Annotated in this window: 12 protein-coding genes and 1 pseudogene; 2 read left to right on the top strand and 11 right to left on the bottom strand. The window is 61.1% G+C overall.

Annotated elements, in window-relative coordinates:
• Window positions 1–184: 184 nt before the first annotated feature.
• Together BJY14_RS22095 and BJY14_RS47965 are read right to left on the bottom strand one after the other, a co-directional pair.
• Complete coding sequence (locus BJY14_RS22095) at window positions 185–2116, bottom strand: DEAD/DEAH box helicase family protein (RefSeq protein ID WP_218905549.1); 1932 nt, start codon at window positions 2114–2116, stop codon at window positions 185–187.
• A gap of 540 nt (window positions 2117–2656) precedes the next feature.
• Window positions 2657–3555: pseudogene (locus BJY14_RS47965) on the bottom strand (transposase family protein).
• Between the two features lie 395 nt (window positions 3556–3950).
• On the opposite strand from BJY14_RS47965, the gene BJY14_RS22085 reads away from it, so the two are divergent.
• Window positions 3951–4292, top strand: a complete 342-nt coding sequence (locus BJY14_RS22085) for a hypothetical protein (RefSeq protein WP_179845370.1) — start codon at window positions 3951–3953, stop codon at window positions 4290–4292.
• Window positions 4293–5126: 834 nt separating this feature from the next.
• Here BJY14_RS22085 and dndE read toward each other — a convergent pair.
• The 4 genes from dndE to dndB are packed head-to-tail and all read right to left on the bottom strand — an operon-like array spanning window position 5127 to window position 10125.
• On the bottom strand, window positions 5127–5504 hold the full coding sequence (gene dndE / locus BJY14_RS22080; protein ID WP_179845369.1) for a DNA sulfur modification protein DndE: 378 nt from the start codon (window positions 5502–5504) through the stop codon (window positions 5127–5129).
• Window positions 5494–7488, bottom strand: coding sequence for a DNA sulfur modification protein DndD (gene dndD, locus BJY14_RS22075; protein WP_179845368.1), 1995 nt, complete (start codon window positions 7486–7488; stop codon window positions 5494–5496). The genes dndE and dndD overlap by 11 nt, the downstream gene beginning before the upstream one ends.
• Window positions 7475–8998: a DNA phosphorothioation system sulfurtransferase DndC gene (dndC, locus tag BJY14_RS22070; RefSeq protein ID WP_179845367.1), complete on the bottom strand. Its 1524-nt coding sequence runs from the start codon at window positions 8996–8998 to the stop codon at window positions 7475–7477. Before dndC ends, dndD begins: the two co-directional genes overlap by 14 nt.
• Window positions 8995–10125, bottom strand: coding sequence for a DNA sulfur modification protein DndB (gene dndB, locus BJY14_RS22065; RefSeq protein ID WP_312879351.1), 1131 nt, complete (start codon window positions 10123–10125; stop codon window positions 8995–8997). Before dndB ends, dndC begins: the two co-directional genes overlap by 4 nt.
• Before the next feature lie 79 nt (window positions 10126–10204).
• Here dndB and dndA point away from each other — a divergent pair, with 79 nt between their 5' ends.
• The gene (gene dndA, locus BJY14_RS22060; protein WP_179845366.1) at window positions 10205–11356 is read left to right on the top strand and encodes a cysteine desulfurase DndA; all 1152 of its coding nucleotides are present in this window, start codon (window positions 10205–10207) and stop codon (window positions 11354–11356) included.
• Here the strand turns inward: dndA and BJY14_RS22055 are convergent.
• The 5 genes from BJY14_RS22055 to BJY14_RS22035 all read right to left on the bottom strand — a co-directional run bounded on the left by BJY14_RS22055 (window position 11344) and on the right by BJY14_RS22035 (window position 16921).
• The gene (locus tag BJY14_RS22055) at window positions 11344–12795 is read right to left on the bottom strand and encodes a DNA phosphorothioation-associated putative methyltransferase (RefSeq protein WP_179845365.1); all 1452 of its coding nucleotides are present in this window, start codon (window positions 12793–12795) and stop codon (window positions 11344–11346) included. The two genes, dndA and BJY14_RS22055, sit on opposite strands and share 13 nt — an antisense overlap.
• A 310-nt stretch (window positions 12796–13105) precedes the next feature.
• Window positions 13106–13672: a hypothetical protein gene (locus tag BJY14_RS22050; protein ID WP_179845364.1), complete on the bottom strand. Its 567-nt coding sequence runs from the start codon at window positions 13670–13672 to the stop codon at window positions 13106–13108.
• Between the two features lie 214 nt (window positions 13673–13886).
• A complete protein-coding gene (locus BJY14_RS22045) occupies window positions 13887–15422 on the bottom strand; it encodes a relaxase/mobilization nuclease domain-containing protein (protein WP_179845363.1) in 1536 nt (511 codons plus the stop codon).
• Window positions 15419–15799 (bottom strand): plasmid mobilization protein, encoded by a 381-nt coding sequence (locus tag BJY14_RS22040; protein ID WP_376770051.1) that lies wholly within the window; start codon window positions 15797–15799, stop codon window positions 15419–15421. Before BJY14_RS22040 ends, BJY14_RS22045 begins: the two co-directional genes overlap by 4 nt.
• Window positions 15800–16474: 675 nt before the next feature.
• The gene (locus tag BJY14_RS22035; RefSeq protein WP_179845361.1) at window positions 16475–16921 is read right to left on the bottom strand and encodes a hypothetical protein; all 447 of its coding nucleotides are present in this window, start codon (window positions 16919–16921) and stop codon (window positions 16475–16477) included.
• Window positions 16922–16998: the final 77 nt, after the last annotated feature.

The raw sequence follows: 16998 nt of genomic DNA, 5'->3' as shown, positions 1-16998 counted from the left end.
TAACTACGTCAATGATGTCTTGCTTAATCCCATGTGGCCTGAGCAAATGAAGCTTGCTCCGCTCGAGACGGAGGACTTCATCCAGGGCAGCCATCGTAACCGGGTCGAGATTCCTCAAACGCTCCCCGACGCTCAGCGCCCGGTCATCTTCCTCGTTGTTCCCAGACACGCGGCCTTCCTTTGGTTATATATCGAGTAGGTGATAACGCTTCTGGAGATCGAGCAAACTACTAAAGGCTTGTTGGCCATTCATCGCGTGCTCAGCAAACTCACTCATTCTCTGCAGCTCGCGCTTAAAAAGTCGACGCTCGAGAGAAAAAAGCGAAGGATCGGAATCTTCCGGCGGGACTACGGCAAAATCAAAAATTTCAGCGTATTCTTTACCAGGAGCATTCCGCAGGACTCGGCCTCTGCGCTGGATAAACTGGCGTGGATTTGTACTGCTGGCGAGTATGAAGGCCCGTCGGACGGATGGCAGATCTACTCCCTCATCCAAGCATCGGATGGCGACCAACGCCTGGAGATCTCTATTCTTGAATCTCTGTTCGAGTGTAATTCGAGTTGATTCATCTTCGTCACTCGTATACGAGTGCACGTGCATGCCTAGCTCGCCCCCAAGCATCCGCACGACTGCATCGAGCTGCCGCTGAGGGGCTGAGCCATCTATACCTAGGCTCGCATCACTACAATATATAAGGCTATTGGCATCCTTCCGATAGGGCGCGATAGCGGTACGGAGTGCGCTGATCTTGTTCTGCGCTCCCCCGATGAGACGAGCTCGTTCAAATAGGAGGGTTTTAAGTGGACCGTTTGGCAAATTTTCAAGGGTTGGGTCGTTAGTGCCGAGAAGCCTCGCGATCTTTCTACATACGAGCACGTACTTCTCAGCTTCTTCTAGAGTGAAATTGACAAGCACTGGACGATAGTAGTATTTACTCAGAAAGCCACCGGAAAGTGCGTTCTTAAGAGAGAAATTAAAGACCGTTTCACCGAAGTATTCTTTTATTCCTTTAGTGCCTTGGGGATCGAGATGTCTGTCCGGGGTCGCACTCAAGCCAATGCGCATTGACGCATTATCTGGGAGGGCCTTGAGCGCAGTATCGCTCCCAAGATTATGGACCTCATCGGCGATGACCAAAAAGTCTTTAGGTGCCTGCTGCATTGCCTCTTTCATCCAGGGTCCGCTGAACGTGGCAGTGGTTGTGATAGCGAGCGCAAAAGGTGCGAAACCTTGTCGAATGGCACGCAGTCTCTCGGATAGCTGTTCAACCCACTTCGACGCGGAGTCGTAGCACAACAAAGAATCGGCGCCAAAGTTTCCTGCTTGGGTAGCCCATTGGCGAACTAGTATCTTATAAGGGGCAACAATCAATACAAAAAGCGGGCGATCCGCTTGCCTGAGTGCAGCTGCCATGGCCGACATCCCAGAGAGCGCCGTCAGGGTCTTTCCGGTACCTGTTGCCATTGAAAGAACGCCTTGGGAACCAGCATCAATCCACGCCCTCAAGGCTTCGCGCTGGTGCTCGTAAAGCACCACCGACGAAGGGCGAACGGGGAATCCGTAAAGTTCATCCCCAATCGTGACTTCTGTGCCCGGATGAGGCGGCAGTCTACGATGTGGAATAATTTCGCGGGGCAGTTCATCGGGAGCAAGCTCGATAAGACGCTTTTTAACTGCTTCAGGAAGCTCAATTACCTCCAGCCCCGGTGTTCGATCTGACCAGAGATCTTCAAAATCTTCTCGATGCTCCTGTAGACGTTCAATGTCCTTGGAGACCCAGGACCTGAAGACGTTGAAGGATTCAAAATTGAGAGAGATTCCTGAGATCGACTCATTGCTCGACCCCGAGAATGCGACTTCATTTCTCCAATCGTCTCTAAAAAGGCCAATCTTTTCATGATAGATACCCTGATTCGCCGAGTGAGTAACGTTTGCTATTTTGAAGTCGAGATGGTTTTGAGCGACAAGCCACGTCACCAATTCGAACCGACTGCGCGCACACTCATTTAGAGCGGTTATCGATTCTGGTTCAAGCTCTGCCAGCAGGCGCTTCGCAATTTGGTCACTTCGCAATCGGTAGCCACGTTCGATTGCCTCTAGATCGCTAGGGTCCAAGCGTGGGCACGCAATCAGGCGCACCTTGCCCCGTCGCTCGATTAGACTGCCGAAACCTTGGGCTGCTAGAGCGATCGATCCCGCCGTGAAGAAACCGACCGCACGGTCATAGGAAGTAGCTTGCCCAAGACAAGGCATGTAGAAATCATGGAGCAAGTCGTTGCGTCCGGTTCGGTATCTCCTGGACAGGGAAAGGTGAGCTAGCCCAGCTACCACACGTCCCCCAACCGTGGCTCCCTTCGCTGTAAGGGTCGACATGCTACCTCAGGATCTCCGGCTAGATGCTGGGTTCATACCCTTTGGCCCCATTCGTCACTATGGCCGGTTTGGGACAGGCGAAACGGCACTGGTCTAGTACAGCCCGTCTCGAACATGGCCCAGGCGGTGAGCAGCCGACTGCGACGTGGGTCAACGACCTTCGGTGATCTCCTGGTCGCTACGTACAGAGAGTCTCACCCGGCAGCCGCTGTCGTTCCGCATGGGCGAGGTAGTTCGTGTCATCACGACTAGATCGTTGATGGGAGTTTCGGGGAGCTGTGGTCAGTGGTCGTAGGCGATCAGTAATCGTTTGACCGGGGCGTCGGTCAGCCAGTTGTGCCAGATGGCGGCGTTGAGGGCGCAGATCCGCTGGCACAGGCGTGTCCAGAGTCCTTGGGTGGTGCGGGCGGCGTGGCGTTCGAGGCCGAGTTGGTTCTTCAGTGTCCAGATGACCGCTTCGATGCGCTGGCGCAGCCAGCCGGGGAACACTGCCACCGGCGGATCGGGCTCGTCGGCGCGTGGTGGCCGGATCAGCACATGGCCCAGATCAGCGGCGGCCTTGTGCACTCCGGCCCCGGCGAACCCCTTGTCGCACACGATCGGGCACTGCCCGGGCGCGGGCGGCTGGACGTGCAGCAGGTGGATCGCCTGCAGCCGCTCGTCCAGTTCCTTGGGGTGGGCCAGGCTGAAGGAGCACACCGCTCCCTCGGCGGTGGTGATCAGCATCAGTTTGGCGCCCCAGTAGAAGGCGTGGTGGGACTTGTCCATGCCGTAGCCGGCGATCTCGCCCAGGCCCGAGCGGTGCACGGTGGTGCGCGAGGCGCCGCACCGCACCGGGGTGCCGTCCATCAAACGCAGCCGCTCCTGCCAGGAAGGCGTCTGGCGGACCAGCCACATCGACGCGGCGAACAGGGCGGCGCGGCATCGCGCAGGTGCCGGTTGTACTCGGACTGGCCGGGCAGCCGCGGGAACAGGTGCCCGATCCTGCGCGGCGCGGTCCGCAGCCACCGCCGCTCGGAATCGCAGCCGAGCAGGACCTGGGCCACGGCGACACACACCAGCTCAGCGTCGTTGAGAACCCGTTCGGGACCGCGTCGCCGCGGCCGGTCGGCTGACCGCAGGACGTGATCGTCCAGATGGACATAGAGTGCGGTCAGAAGGGCGTCCAGGTTTGTCTTCACACACTGATCATGGGCGCCCTTCGTCATGCCCGCCGCCGGTTCAGCAAACCCCCATCAACGATCTAGCTGATGGGCTCGATGGGTCGGCTGCTCCACAGGTAGAGCCCAGATGCATGGACGGATGTATGTACGAGCGTTAATCAGCGACCAGCAGCGCCCGCGCGGACCCGCTGGCCGATCACCAAGCATGCGGGCGATGCGACACGGGGCAAGATGCATTATCTGCCGCAACGCGCAGATATCTTTAGCATTCGTTACTGCGGACAGCTGACGGTCTTCCTCAAGATCTCGGGGAATGTCACCCGGCTCGAGCTCTGCCCGGACCTGGAGTCCGAGCGTGATCGACTCGGTCTGGATAGCCCTCCGGGTCACCGGAGGAGGACAGGGAGGGACACGTGGATCGACACGAGAAGAAGCGGCTCCGCGACTACATCGGCGAGCATCTGGACGTCTCCAGCACGCGCTTGACAGACGACGAGGCAAGGTTCCTGAGGGACTTCCTCGACGCGTACGACGAGACCTACAGGGGGCGCACAGAGACCCGCACCACCAGGCATGTCGGTTGGAGCTCCGACGGGAAGTACACACGTCGCGAGACGTTCACCGACACCTTCACCAACGACGTCGGCATCCGCCAGGACTACGAGTACAAGGACGACGACGGGCAGAGCGGGACGTCCACAAACATGATCAAAGACGCCCGAGGGATCCTGAACTGGTTTAGAGACCACACCTGATACTTCAGCCGGTCTTGGAGATCTCAGTCTGATCAAGGCCGGGAGATGAGACGGCCACCGCTGTGGTCGTGTGGGTGTGTTAGTACCAAACGATCGGCGGGGTGGCGGTTGCGTCCCGCGTACTGTAGAAGATCTCGACCCCGCCGGGTGGGCTATGGGTTCAATGAGCTGTTCGCGCAGGTGGTGGCCCACCCTTTGGCCAGCGGGAGCCCAGGGTGCGGGCCGGCGGGATCTGCTGGGTCTGCCGAGCGGACTGGAACGCAAGAACGGCTGGACGCTGGCGGAGTTCGCCGGAGACGCGCTGCCGGCCCAGGTGGCCGAGCGGCTCGGCCACCTGGGCCACCTGGGCGCCGAGCGGCTCGGCGCCGCCGACGGGTCCTGGTGGTCGACGACACCGGGTCTGAGAGGAAGGGCCGCCGCAGCGCGGGAGTACAGCCCTAGTACACCGGCACCACAGGCGAGATCACCGATTGCCAGATCGGAGTGTTCACCTCGTATCTCAACCCCGACCAGCAGCGGGTTCTCATCAACCGAAAGCTGTATGTGCCCGAGTCCTCGTTCGCCGATCCCAGCGGGCTCGTCGACGCGGGCGTCCCGGCGGGGCACAGTTCGAAACCAAGCCGGAGCCGGCCTGGCACGTGATCGACGCGCCTGCGACACCCCCTGCTGCTTGTGGGTGACCGGTGACCGGTGACAGCACCGCGCGGCGACGGTCGCGGGGTGAACTACGTGGTCGCGGTTTCCTGCGACCACCCTGTCGTGCTCGGCGGCGCCCGCACCAGGACCGACGCCGCGTGCGCTCACGGGTACGCCGACATTGACCAAAGTCATTGATCAAAGTGCCGCGAGAGATATCAGGTCAGCAACAGATTTGAGGTCTCGGCGACCTGCTAGATGGCCGATGCCGCGGTGGACATGAACGGTCAGGATATGGGAGAGGTTCTCCTCGGTGGGCTCACGGCCGTCGGCAAGGCATTGGTGTTTAAGAAGGGCCAGGTAGATGTCCCCGTAGGAGCCAGCGAAGGTCTTCCAGGTCATTTCCACACTGGAGTCGGTATTGATGTCGCGAACTAGCGGTGGGGATGGGTCCCGGAGGGAGAGCGCAAGCGCCCAACGACACAGAGTGTTCCAGTTCTTAATACCGGTTATCCGCTTGAGTCTGATCAGCTGGTCTTTTGCGGGCTGGGAGAGCCGAACGTTATCAAGCGACATGCACCGTACCTCCGCTCCACCAGTATCCCTTTTCGACCGACGTAGTGAACGTCTTATCATCGTGGATGAGCGTGTAGGTGTGAGCGATCGACGGCCCTAGCTTGCTCAGCAGGTATTCGTCGATTTCCTCATCTGTGGAAAGCAGCAGCACCTGGTGACTGGCCTGCGGGAAATAGCGGTCCACCAGGTGTTCGCGATGGCGGCTGTCGAGCCGACCAAGAGGAGTGTCGATCACAGTGGGCAGACGATTGCCAGCGACCTTCGCGAGCCCCCAGAGTAGCGAAACAGCCAGGAGCTGACGCTCGCCGGCGCTGAGGCGCGAAGGATCCAGCTCCCGGTCATCGGGCCCGACCAAGGTGAGTGTGAATTTCTCGGTATCGATGCGGAGATCGCGGACGAGAGCGGATTTACGCATGAGGTACTGGAAGCTCTTCAGGACGGCAACCTCCAGCTTGTTGATATGGCGTTGCAGGAGTGCGGCACCAAATTTCTCCATGGTGCCCCTCACCTTGTCCGCATATGCAACAATACGCTCCGCGTCCTCTACCTTGGCAAGCTTTGCGGCTCGTCCCTTGTAGGCACGCTCACGGTCAAGTATGAGCTGCTCGCGTCGGCGTCGCGTAGCATCCAGCTCTTCTTTGAGTTTACCGAGCTCCATTCTGAGCCGAGTAACATCGTCGCGCTGAGAGTCTCGCTCCCGCAGAAGGACAGCAATCACGTCGTGGTCGGGTACGCCCGCGAGCTGGCGATCGAGGACGCTTAGACGTTCCTGGTGAAGCTGTGCTTGTTCAATGAGTTCGCTCGCCCGTGTCGCCTCCTGGCGAAGGATCTCATCCAGGGACATGAGCTGTGAAAGTGACTCGGATGGAAAGTTGAGCACCTGCGGGGTCTTGTTGATGACAGAAACTCGCTCTTGACGGTCAGCGCTTAGGTGCTTCTCAGCGACTGCGAGATCATTCGGGGGGAGGAGATCCCGAAGAAGGCTCAGCAGCTTAGAATCCCGCTCGCTTAGCACCTCGATGACTTGCGACGCTTCGCTCGCATGCCGCTCCCTCTCAACCTGCTCACGAACAGCGGAGAGCTGCGGCGCAAGCAGCAGGAGAGGGAGAGGGCCAGTCGCAATAGTGCTGGCGAGTACCTCGTTGATGCTCTTGAGCTGGGAGGCGGTCTGAGAGCGCTCGGATTCCAGTTCGGCGCGCCGAGAGTAGAGGTCGCCACCTTCCTTAGCAAAAGCCTCATCGATGGTAGCGAAGCGCCGCTCTGCCACTTCAAGCCCGGAGGTCATCGAAGCGACGCGTTGGTTTATCTGGTCACGCAGCTGGTCGCATTCCCTAATTTGGTTCTCGAACTGGTGAATCTTGTCCAGAGCCTCACGATCTTCCCTTGGGATCTTCTGGCGACGCTGCACGGCGAGCAGGTCGTTCCGCAGCCGCTCAACCGAGCTGAGCCCGAACAATGACTGCACGGCTGATGCGATTACTGACGCTGCCCGGTCTGGATTCGCAAGGGATTCGATCTTCTCGCCGTCAAAGAAAAAGAGCGACGATGCCTCGAGGGGTAGGAGGTCCTCCACGTAGTCAGCCCACTGCTCACTCACAACTAGATCGAGTTCGCCGTCGATGAGCACGTTGAGAAATTCGCGGACGGACTTGCCCTTGACCTCCCAAGAACGCACGACCTTATAGATTCGCTCGCGTCCTTCTACCGTTGTGGAGAACTCGACGACCACTCTGGCATGTTTAGGGCTGGCTTGACGGTTAATGCTCTCGCGGAGGTAGTCATCATAGGTGCGGGTACCGCGTCCGCTTGTGCGGGCCCGTGCACCGTAGAGTGCCAGCTGAATTGCGTCCAGCAGAGTGGTCTTTCCGCAACCGTTGAGTCCGCCGATCAAGATGACGGGTCGGCCAGGACGAGTCGTCAGATCAAGAGACTGCTTGCCTTTATAGGCGCCGTAGTTCTCAAGGGTGACGTTAAGCAGAAGCATTGGTGATCTCTTCGTTGAACAACGGCAACTCAGGGGCTGTCTTCTCGCGCTGGATCCGCAGTGCGCTCTGTTCGGCGTCTTCTTTGTTCTCGTAGTAGCCGCGCCGGATCGTCTTCTCTAGTTCCTCAAAAAGGCCTGCCCTGCGAGTCATCGTACGGAACTTGCGCTCCACCGCCAACAGCTCACGTGCGGTAGAAAAGTGCAGCTCGTCGTCACCACAGACTTCGCGAAGCAGTTCCATCTCGTCGCCTGCAAGAGCGAGCTGCTCGTCTAGCGGACCTCCTGGGAACTTATCTCCGGTCTCCTTCTCATAGATCTTGGGAAGCAGGTCTTCCACCTCGTGCTTCTCGAAGACCCAGATGCGGCGGATCTCATGAAGCTCGCCCATGGTGATCAGTTCGATATCCCGGACACTGCGGGGACCGTTCTGCCGGACCCAAGTCTGGGCGTTGAGAAGATCTCGTAGCCAGTTAGCACGTGATTCCTGTGTGTAAGGGCCGTGGACGACCTGGTCGTTGAACAGCTGGATGGAGCCGTTCATCTTCCGCCAGTCGCGGAGATGCTTGTCGTCACGACGCCCCTCCTCGTTACGGACGTCTAGCTTGTTGCGCAGGTCAAGGAGCGGCTGCATCCACTCCTTCTCCTCGTCGTTCTGAATCATCGCTGCCATGGACTTGTCCTGGTCGACGAGGGTGCAAGTCCAGCATCCGAACCGGCTGTCACCACACGAGGGAGTGGTGTTGTCCACCACTAGCGGACACTCTCCATCACTAGAGGCGCCCTGATACATGGTCAGGAGATCCTTGTTGTTGTGCCCCCAAGGGTTGGGACGCTGCATCAGGAACGTCCAGACCTCATCGTTGGTCCACTCTTCGATTGGACTGTAGACGAGGGAGTTGGGAAGGTTCCCGTTGGGAGACAGCCGGTCACGGACTCGGTGCTTCTCATGGCGTGTCATGGCTCTCGCCCGAGCCTGGCTTTCTGCCTTGCGAATGCCGAGGACAAGGATCGTCTCACCGTGCTCGCGGACTACGTTGCGAATGAACGAGTTAGAGGGGCGAATCTTGAGTCGTTCGGTGCACCAACGGAACTTCGGGCGCGGTGCTGGGTATCCCTTCCCGATCAGGCCGACCCAGAAACTGTCCTTGACCTCGGGGGTGAGACGGTGCGGTTTGATCGGAAGATGACGCTCCTCCGCCGCCTTCTCCATGGTAGCTAGGGATTGTGTGACCCAGCTGGCGACAATCGGATTCTCTACCAGAGTGTCGGTAGAGATCACGTGTACCGGTTTGGTCCGCTTGTCCTCCGGTAGCTCCTGAAGTGAGAGCCATACCAGCTGAAGCACAGCAGTAGAGTCCTTGCCGCCGCTGTAACCGACTACCCAAGGGACCTTGTCGGCTAGGTAGAGCTCCTGGATCTCCTCAATCAGCCCCTTGACGACAGCGCCAAGCCCTCCCCGTTCCTTGAACGGAATAGCCCGGCGGGCTGGGATGCCCAAAGGGACGCTCATCGCTCTCCTCGCAAGTGTGTTGCTTCAACGCTGGCCTCTTCGGGGCCAAGCTCCATGCCGATTTTCTGGCGCAAGTAGTTGACTGTGAGCACGACGTTAGAGTGGTTCTTGGAGACGCGGCCACCGACGATTGCTCGGCCCTCCCAGTCGTGGTTGGTTCGGGACCAGTCGATTTTGGCCAATGGCTTCAACCGGGGTCTCCACGAATCTGGTTCTGTGGATATCTGCAGAAGAGTGTTGCCGAGCCGGCCGAGGGCATGCAGCGCGATCCCGTGACTGTGCAGGTACTGCTTCCGAACCTCCGCTGCCGTCATCTTCCGCGTCCGGACGAGGTCCCACTCGGGGATGAGCGCATCGACGGCCGTCCAGTACTCGTCCGCAAGGCTGGCCGCCTCGTCGGCGTCACTCAGCTCAAGCCCTTGCAGTAGCGAACTGGACGCATAGTAGAGGGCACTGAGTGTGAACAACTTGCGGGATCTAGCTGACAGTGTGCTGCTCTCCATCTCCACGAAGTTGCGGAAGATCGGCGACTTCAGTGCCAACAGCCTGGCTGCTTTGGCGCGTTCGTCACGGTGGTCATAGAGCACACCGATAGATCGGGCTGGACGGACTGCATGCCGGTTGAGGTCGGCGAACATCTGCTGGCTACGAGACAGGCCCGCGTCATGGAAGAAGACGACTGCGATGGTCTCATCGCCCAGTTCAGGGTTCCCAGTGAGCGCTGCCTCGATCGCCGCTCGCCGGTGCTGGCCATCGTTGATGAGGAAGCGGGCAGCCATAGGGATGTGGAGCTGCCCGATGCGCATGCCGGGCCCCTCGTCGGCAATACCGACAAAACGCATCTCCCCGTCCACCGATGCAGTCAGCGCCGAGAACACGTAGTCGGTCGGGTTGCTGACGATGTAGGAGGCGAGAGCAGGGATGCGTGCCTTGTTGAGCACTCGCTGTGCCCGCACCTCGGGCGCCAGCTCCTCCTCGTCGAACAGGAAGATCTTTGGGATCAGGCGGAGCGGACACATCGAGACATAGAACTCTCGCTGTGCCTGGATCCCTCGGATCGCAGGGAAGACGTACTCGAACCCTGCTGTTGTTCTACTCGCCGATGGCGAAGACAAGAGTGACCCCACTGGCTTCACGCTACCGGATGTACGTTTAGTTTTTCACGTGCATACGTGAGAGTCGAGCGGCCGGAGGGGTGCAGGAAGCATGACCGTGTACTTGGACTCAGCAGCCACCACACGGGTCGATCCTCGTGTGGCTGAGGTAGTCCTCCACTGGATGACCTCGGAGTTCGGCAACGCCGGGAGCCGCACCCACGACTGGGGGACCAGGGCCAAGCGATGCGTCCAGCAAGCCCGAGAGCAGCTCGCCGGGCAGCTGAACGCCACTGCCTCTGAGCTGATCTTCACGTCAGGCGCGACCGAGAGCAACAACATTGCCCTGCTTGGTCTGGCTCCACACGGCGAGAACCACGCCCGCCGGCACATCATCAGCTCCACGATCGAACACAAGGCCGTCCTCGAGCCCTTGGAGCACCTTGCTTCTCGTGGGTTCGAAGTTGACCTGATCTCACCGGGCCCCTCTGGCCGAGTGAGCGTGGAAGCCGTACGGGAGCGCTTGCGCGATGACACTCTGCTGGTCTCCCTGATGCACGTCAACAACGAGACAGGAGTGATCCAACCTGTCGCGGAGCTAGCCGAGCTGCTGCGCGAAACCCCCACCTACCTCCACGTTGACGCCGCCCAGGGGTTCGGCAAGCTCACTCAGGACCTCAAGGCACCGATCGATATGATCAGCATCAGCGGCCACAAGGTTGGCGGCCCCAAGGGAATCGGAACTCTCCTCATCCGGCGACGCGGTCGTGACACTGTTCCCCTGACGCCCTTGATGTACGGCGGCGGCCAGGAGCGCAAGCTCCGACCAGGGACACTCCCGGTGCCGCTCATAGCCGGGCTTGCCAAAGCCGCTGAGATCTTCGAGAAGGAACATCAGCAGTGGTGGGACCAAGCGGCGACATTCCGTGCCCGCCTGGTTGAGGCCTTGGGCAAGACGCAGGTGCGTTTCCACGGCGACCAGGACCATGTGGTCCCGCACATCCTCAATCTCTCTTTCGAGGGAGTGGATGCCGAGGCCCTGATCGTGCGGCTCAAGGAGCTCGTCGCTATCGCTACAGGCTCGGCCTGCACAAGCGCGTCCTACACTCCGAGTCACGTTCTGCGCAGTATGGGGCTGCCAGAGGATGTCGCCAGCAACGGTCTGCGGCTGTCTTGGTTCCCCGACCAGGTGCAGGGCTTGGACATGGACGAGCTAGTGAACGAGATCTGGGCGTTCCAGGAAGAAGCGTCCTACTTCGCTTGATTGACTTCCTTGCGACGGACCAGGCGATGTCCGCGTAGTGCCCTGCCGGAGCGGAGCAGTTCACCCTTCCACCCGTCCTCTGTGCCAATGAGGTGGGGGTGACGGTAGAGGCCAGCCCGTACCTCGGACTGTGTCAGTCGTCGGTACTTAGGGGCATCCGGGTCATCCGGGGCTAGAAACTCATGCTTGCGGTGAAGGAGCGGCCGGTTGAGAGCCTCCTCGTATGACTTGTACGAGGTCTTCAGGGTGGTGAGATCCACCACGTATGACGAGTGGAGCTTCGGATGCGGGTCGGTGTCGAACTTTGGATAGTCCAACCAGCTCACCGCACGACCCTGATGGCGTAGCTTGGCCACCGTCCAAGACGGTGGCCTCCCTGCTGCGATTGAGGCACAGTGCTCGTAGAGGCGCAGCACTGTCGGCATCTGGTCAGCTGCACGCCGATGCACGTAAAGCGCTGTGGGTGTGAGCTTGCCGACCTTTGAAGCCTGCATCGCCCCTCTGACGTAGGAGTCGTCGCGAAGCTTCAGCAGCAGCCGGTCCGCCCGTCTGCACGCCTCCTTGTAGGACGAGAAGAAGGCTTTGACGTCCAGTTGCAGCGAGATGGGCAGACTGCCGTAAGGTCCGCGTCCATTGAACAGCTCGACCGCGAGGAACAGCAGCGTAGACAGGGTAGATGTTCTGGCGCCGGCATCGACCTTCTGCGGGGCTGCCGACTTCCTCACAATGCGGTGCAGCTCGTTTGGCTGAACGTGGGCCAGGAGCTTGGCCATCTCCGCTGGCATCTCTTCTAGCCTGGGTAGGCGACCACGTCGCTCGGTGTAGTCCACCACTGCGGCGATGGCCGAACCGGTGTCTTCCGAGGCCAACCAATCGGCGTGCGGAACGACCTTTCGGGCTAGGTAGCGAAGCCGAGCGTCATCACTCTTGTAGGCATAGACGATGCCAGGGGCAGCCGAGACGCAGCGGATTCCAGTCCCCTGCTCGACATAGGTACGAAGCTCGGCCGGGCTGAACAGGTGTTGAAAGGTTCGTCTGCTCGTCAGCACGCCGTCCTCGTACTGTTGCCCGCGGACCTTCGATCGATCCCAAGTGAGCCTGGTCGTGACCACAAGCAGGCGCTCAGTGAGCTCCCACGCCCTTCGCAGCGCATGACGTCGCTCAGCAGGGTCCTCAATGACGTTGAGAACGTAGGTCAACAGCACGACGTCCGCGGCTCGGGGTGCCTCATTCGGAGCGTAGAAGGGATCCCATCCATGAGCCTGAAACCGCATCTCCCGCAGCCCACGGACATCGTCGCCGCGCCCGCTGCCGTAGTCGAGGACGCTTGTGGCCGCGTTCACTTCGCCGTCGACGACGGCTTGGCGAGCTGCCACCGACAGCGTGGTGCGCCCGATCGCAGTGAGGCGACGATCACTCTCCCAGTACAAGTCCGGCATGGACGCTCCCGTTGGTTCCCCGACCGCCTCTCCAGTCATACCGCGCTCCCCGAGGCCCCGCTCGGCGAACGCCCAGCGGGGCCCGAACCGACCCATGTTTAGGTGTTGGTGTCTGTAGCCAACCTGCGCTGCAGGTCAGCCGTGATGACACGGTATGTGGTCCCTATGCGGATGACCTTGCAGGGGAAGCGATTCTCGCGGGCTAGCTGGTAGGCGCGGGTGCGGCCAAGGCCGAGGGCACGGGCGGCGGTTTCGATAGTGGTTGTGGTCGGGAGGGCTGCGAGTTCCTCATGGCTCATCGGCTCCATGCTCAGGACTCCGGGCTCTTCAGACGGCGAGTGCGGACCGGGTTGTGCCGGTCGCTGAGGAAAGGAGGTTCGAGGAGCGTTGGATCGCTGATCGGCCGCGGGAAGTCGTTGGCCGCTGCTGCTACTCCGGCGTCCTGCTCGCCTGCCATGCCCTGAGTTGTGAGGTTGGCTATGCGTCCTGGGGTGGGACGGGAGTGGACGGCGTTGATAGCGGATTGGGCCTCGTTCAGAGCGGTGCAGAGAGCCCTGGTGTGGTGCCTGGCTTCGGCCAGAGCTTGGCCGTGATGGCTCAGGACGTCGGTGAGGTCTTCGCCGTGGTCGTGGCCGAGTCGGCCAGCCGGGAGCTCGCGCAGGAAGAAGCGGTTGATCTGGTCGAGGAGCTGATCGAGACCGTAGGTGGCTGCGCTGAGGTTGCCGAGGATGGCGTAAGCGGTGGAAGGCAGAGTGAGGCTCGGCGGGCCGGCTGTGGCGTAGTTGAGCTGGCGGACGTGCTCGTACAGTTTGGACGCGAGTTGGGCTGTCTCGTCGTCGTTACTAGCAGCGGCGAGACCCAGCCTGTGGGCGGTCATGTGGGTTTGTCCTTGTGGATATGGGCCCCAGGTGCGGGCTGTGGTTGGTCATGGCGTCACCTTTCTCATGAGTGGGGATGAAGTGACCCAGGTTTGCGACCTTGGTCGCTACGCCTGTGTGCTGCTTGCGCTTCGTTACGTTCCGTTAGCATGAAGCAACGTTAAGCATTACGCCACAACTGCGCTCGGCGCGTCGTCAGGTCTTGTGGTCGAGCTACCGCGATGGACGACGGCGGTGCGAGTCGTGCAGCTTCTCGGGTCGGACGGATTGGTACTGATGGGCATTCATCTGATGGCTGCTGAGAGGTGCCGGGAAGCCGAGAGCGGCGAGACGCGCAACGTCCTGCTCTGCCATGAGGTCCGGCTGCGTCCTTGACAACGTCGCGAGCCGGGGCTGGGGTGTTGGCCGGCTGAGGCTCGTGAGCTGAGCGGCAGCCTTTCGAGCGGCGGCTGCCTGAGCGGCACGTCGCTGTAGCTGCCGGAATTCTGCGATGGCTTCGATCAAGGCTGCCAGGTGCAGGATGAGATGGAACAGGTTGCCGGTGAAGTTCGGGCGGTGACCGCGTCGTCTTTGGATCTCGGAGAGGGCCAGTGCTCGCGCAACCGTGCGAAGGTTCGCACCGTAGGGAGTGACGAGTGGCTGGCGGCCATAGGGTTCGCGAGCAGCACGGTCGTAGAAGTCGGCAGCCGCCGTGAGTCCTCGGTTACCGGTGATGGCCGCAGATACGTGGAGGACGTCGGCGGCTGCAGCCGCGATATCGGCGCGGACAACCGGGTCTTGGATGTGGCGCATCTGCCACGTGGCTGTGGCGGCGGCTCGGGCAGCGTCCTGGTAGACCGCCGTCCGTTCTTGCGCAGTCAACTCCCCTCTGTTGAAGCGCCGCTCGAAGGAGTTACCTCCGTGTTGGGACGACCAGCGGTGGCGAAGCTTGGGGAGGGTGAGGTTGGCGGCGAGTCTTCCTCCGGAGAACCAGACTGGTTGGCCTTCTTGGTTGGCGTGGTGTGGAAGTGCGACTGCGTAACCGGTGACCTCTCCAGGAGTGCGGGTGCTCTCACGGGTCTTGACCAGCACTCCAGCATCTTCGAGGGCGGCAAAGAAGTCGTCTTCGGTTTCGGCTCCGGCGGCTGCGGTGGCTACGTGCCGGCGGAGGGTGGTGCGAGGTGGCTCCAGCCAGTTCTTGCGATGGGCGAGTTCTGTCTCGGCTCGGGTCGGTCGAGGTGCGGCTGTTCGGTCGGCAGGCGCGGTTCGGATGAGGCCGTAGCGTTCCTCGACGATGCGGCAGGCGTCGGCAACCTTGTAGTAGTCGCGGTGGACGTTAGGGTTGCGTCCGTCCTCGCGGGCCAGGACGACAGCGAGGTGGATGTGGTCGTCGGCGTGCCGTACTGCGATCCAGCGGCATGCCTGGTCGTCGCCACGGCGCGCAAATCCGGTCTGGTGCATCACCTCTTCGGCGATGTCGGCCCATTCATCGTCTGACAGGGTTCGGTCTGTAGGGGCCGCCCGAATCGAGCACTGCCAGATCGGCAGGGGCAGCGGCGTGTGTCGGAGCGTGTCGAACGGGGAGTTCAGGACACCGACCAAGTGGCGGAAGTCTCGATCGCCTCTGGCATCGAGGCCAGGCTCGAGGGCCATGGGGAGACGAAACCCCGCGACCATGTGAGGATCTACGTGCTCGTTACGGCGGCCGGGGCCGTAGAGGTAGGACAGCAGCCTCGGCAGTCCTTGGCCGCGGGTGACTTTGCCGATCACCGCAGGAGCCGACCGATCTCAACGGACGAGGCGTCCACTCTGCGGAGCACGTTCTCCAGATACGACAGAGCGGCCGGCAGTTCACAAGGCAACTGCCCTGTCGCGTTCGCTATGCGCGCCAGTTGATTGAGGTTCACACCGATGCGGTTTAACTGTCGTGCGATGCCACGCAATTCTTCGCAGAGTTCTGCAGTCGGTTGCTGCCCCAATCCGCGCTGGCGAGTGGCTGCCTGTAGTGTGTGGACGATGAACGTTCCATAGGCGGCTCCCGCTTGCTGGGCCGCCGCGCAGATTTCCATGTACTCCTGGTCGCTGACTCGGAACCTCATCTCACGGTCCCGTCGGCGTCCTCCGCCAAGCTGCGAACGTCGTTGCAGCTTGCGGGGCTGGCTTGCCTGCTCGTCGCTCGTCGTTCCACCTCCGATCGACTCTTCCAGAACCGCGCCCGGTTCCGCATCACGGGAGTGTGCGCGGCGGATTCTTATGAATCCGCAACGTGTCGCGACACGCTCCTACCTTGCAGCCTTCAAGCAGTGCGGCGGCCAAATGTTGCCAGCGTGTGACTTGCAATCCCTTATGCTGCGGGGGCGGGTTGGGGCGTGCCGCGAAGTGCTGGATGGTTCAGCTCTTCTAGAGGCCGTGAACAGGTTAGCTCGTCTCAAATATAAAAGCGCCACCCAACTCGCCGACGCTTGTTCTCAGACGAACAGCACGCATACGATGCAACCCCAGGCTCGGGATGCGGCAGAACTCCTCGGCAGGATGGTCGAGGAAGACGCCGAGTAGTGCGGGTTCTGTTCCCGATGGCCGCCAGCACGACTGGAGGACGCTACCTGCGATGCCTCGGCCACAAGCCGAGGACGTTCAAGTCATGCAGACCCTCAAGGAACCCAGGTTTCCCATTGGCCGTCATGCCCGTTCCCCATGGTCCCGATCCTCTTGCTCGTCACAGCGTGGCTAGCCGTCGTCTGGTTACGGCTCCGAGCGGGCGAGAAGTGGTCGTCCCGTGGCGGCGCTTCAACATGCGGGAGTTGGCACTGTCGATTGCCCCCTCAGGGCGCGACGGCAACCGACCAGGGCGCGTCGGAGGACGCTGCTTCGCCGACGGCATCTTGCCAAGTCAGCGGGGCGGGATTGACAGGCGCGAAAGGCGCCTTCCTCTCCGGCATGGCCCGGGTGCCGTCCGCTGCCCGAGAAGCCGGTACCTCGCGCTGGTCACGGCGGTCTCTGACAGGACGGACACGGGGATGCTCAAGCATCGCATCGATGCGTCGAGCGAGGTCAAAAGCGTTCTTCGCCTCGACCAGCTGATCAGGCAGCAAGGCCCAGAGGGAGCCGGTGTACTCGCCCCAATAGATACACAGGCTGGGGTAGCGCCGCCGTAAGACTTCCACAGCCTGGTCGAGATCGAGTTCTCCTGCCAGGCCGCCGCGGCTCCATACAGCGGTAGCCGCCTCGAGGGAGTCGCCGGGGCAAACGGCGTACTCGCGGAAGGTCACAACGTCACCTCCAGAGCGAACGCGAGACACGCGCTCGTCAGGTGATTGGGTGGCTCATGAGGCGTCGTGCGGCCGGT

The sequence above is a fragment of the Actinomadura luteofluorescens genome (assembly GCF_013409365.1).
GTDB classification, from domain to species: domain Bacteria; phylum Actinomycetota; class Actinomycetes; order Streptosporangiales; family Streptosporangiaceae; genus Spirillospora; species Spirillospora luteofluorescens.
Note: the sequence above shows the minus strand (reverse complement) of the source record. Positions and strands in the feature narration are given on the sequence as shown.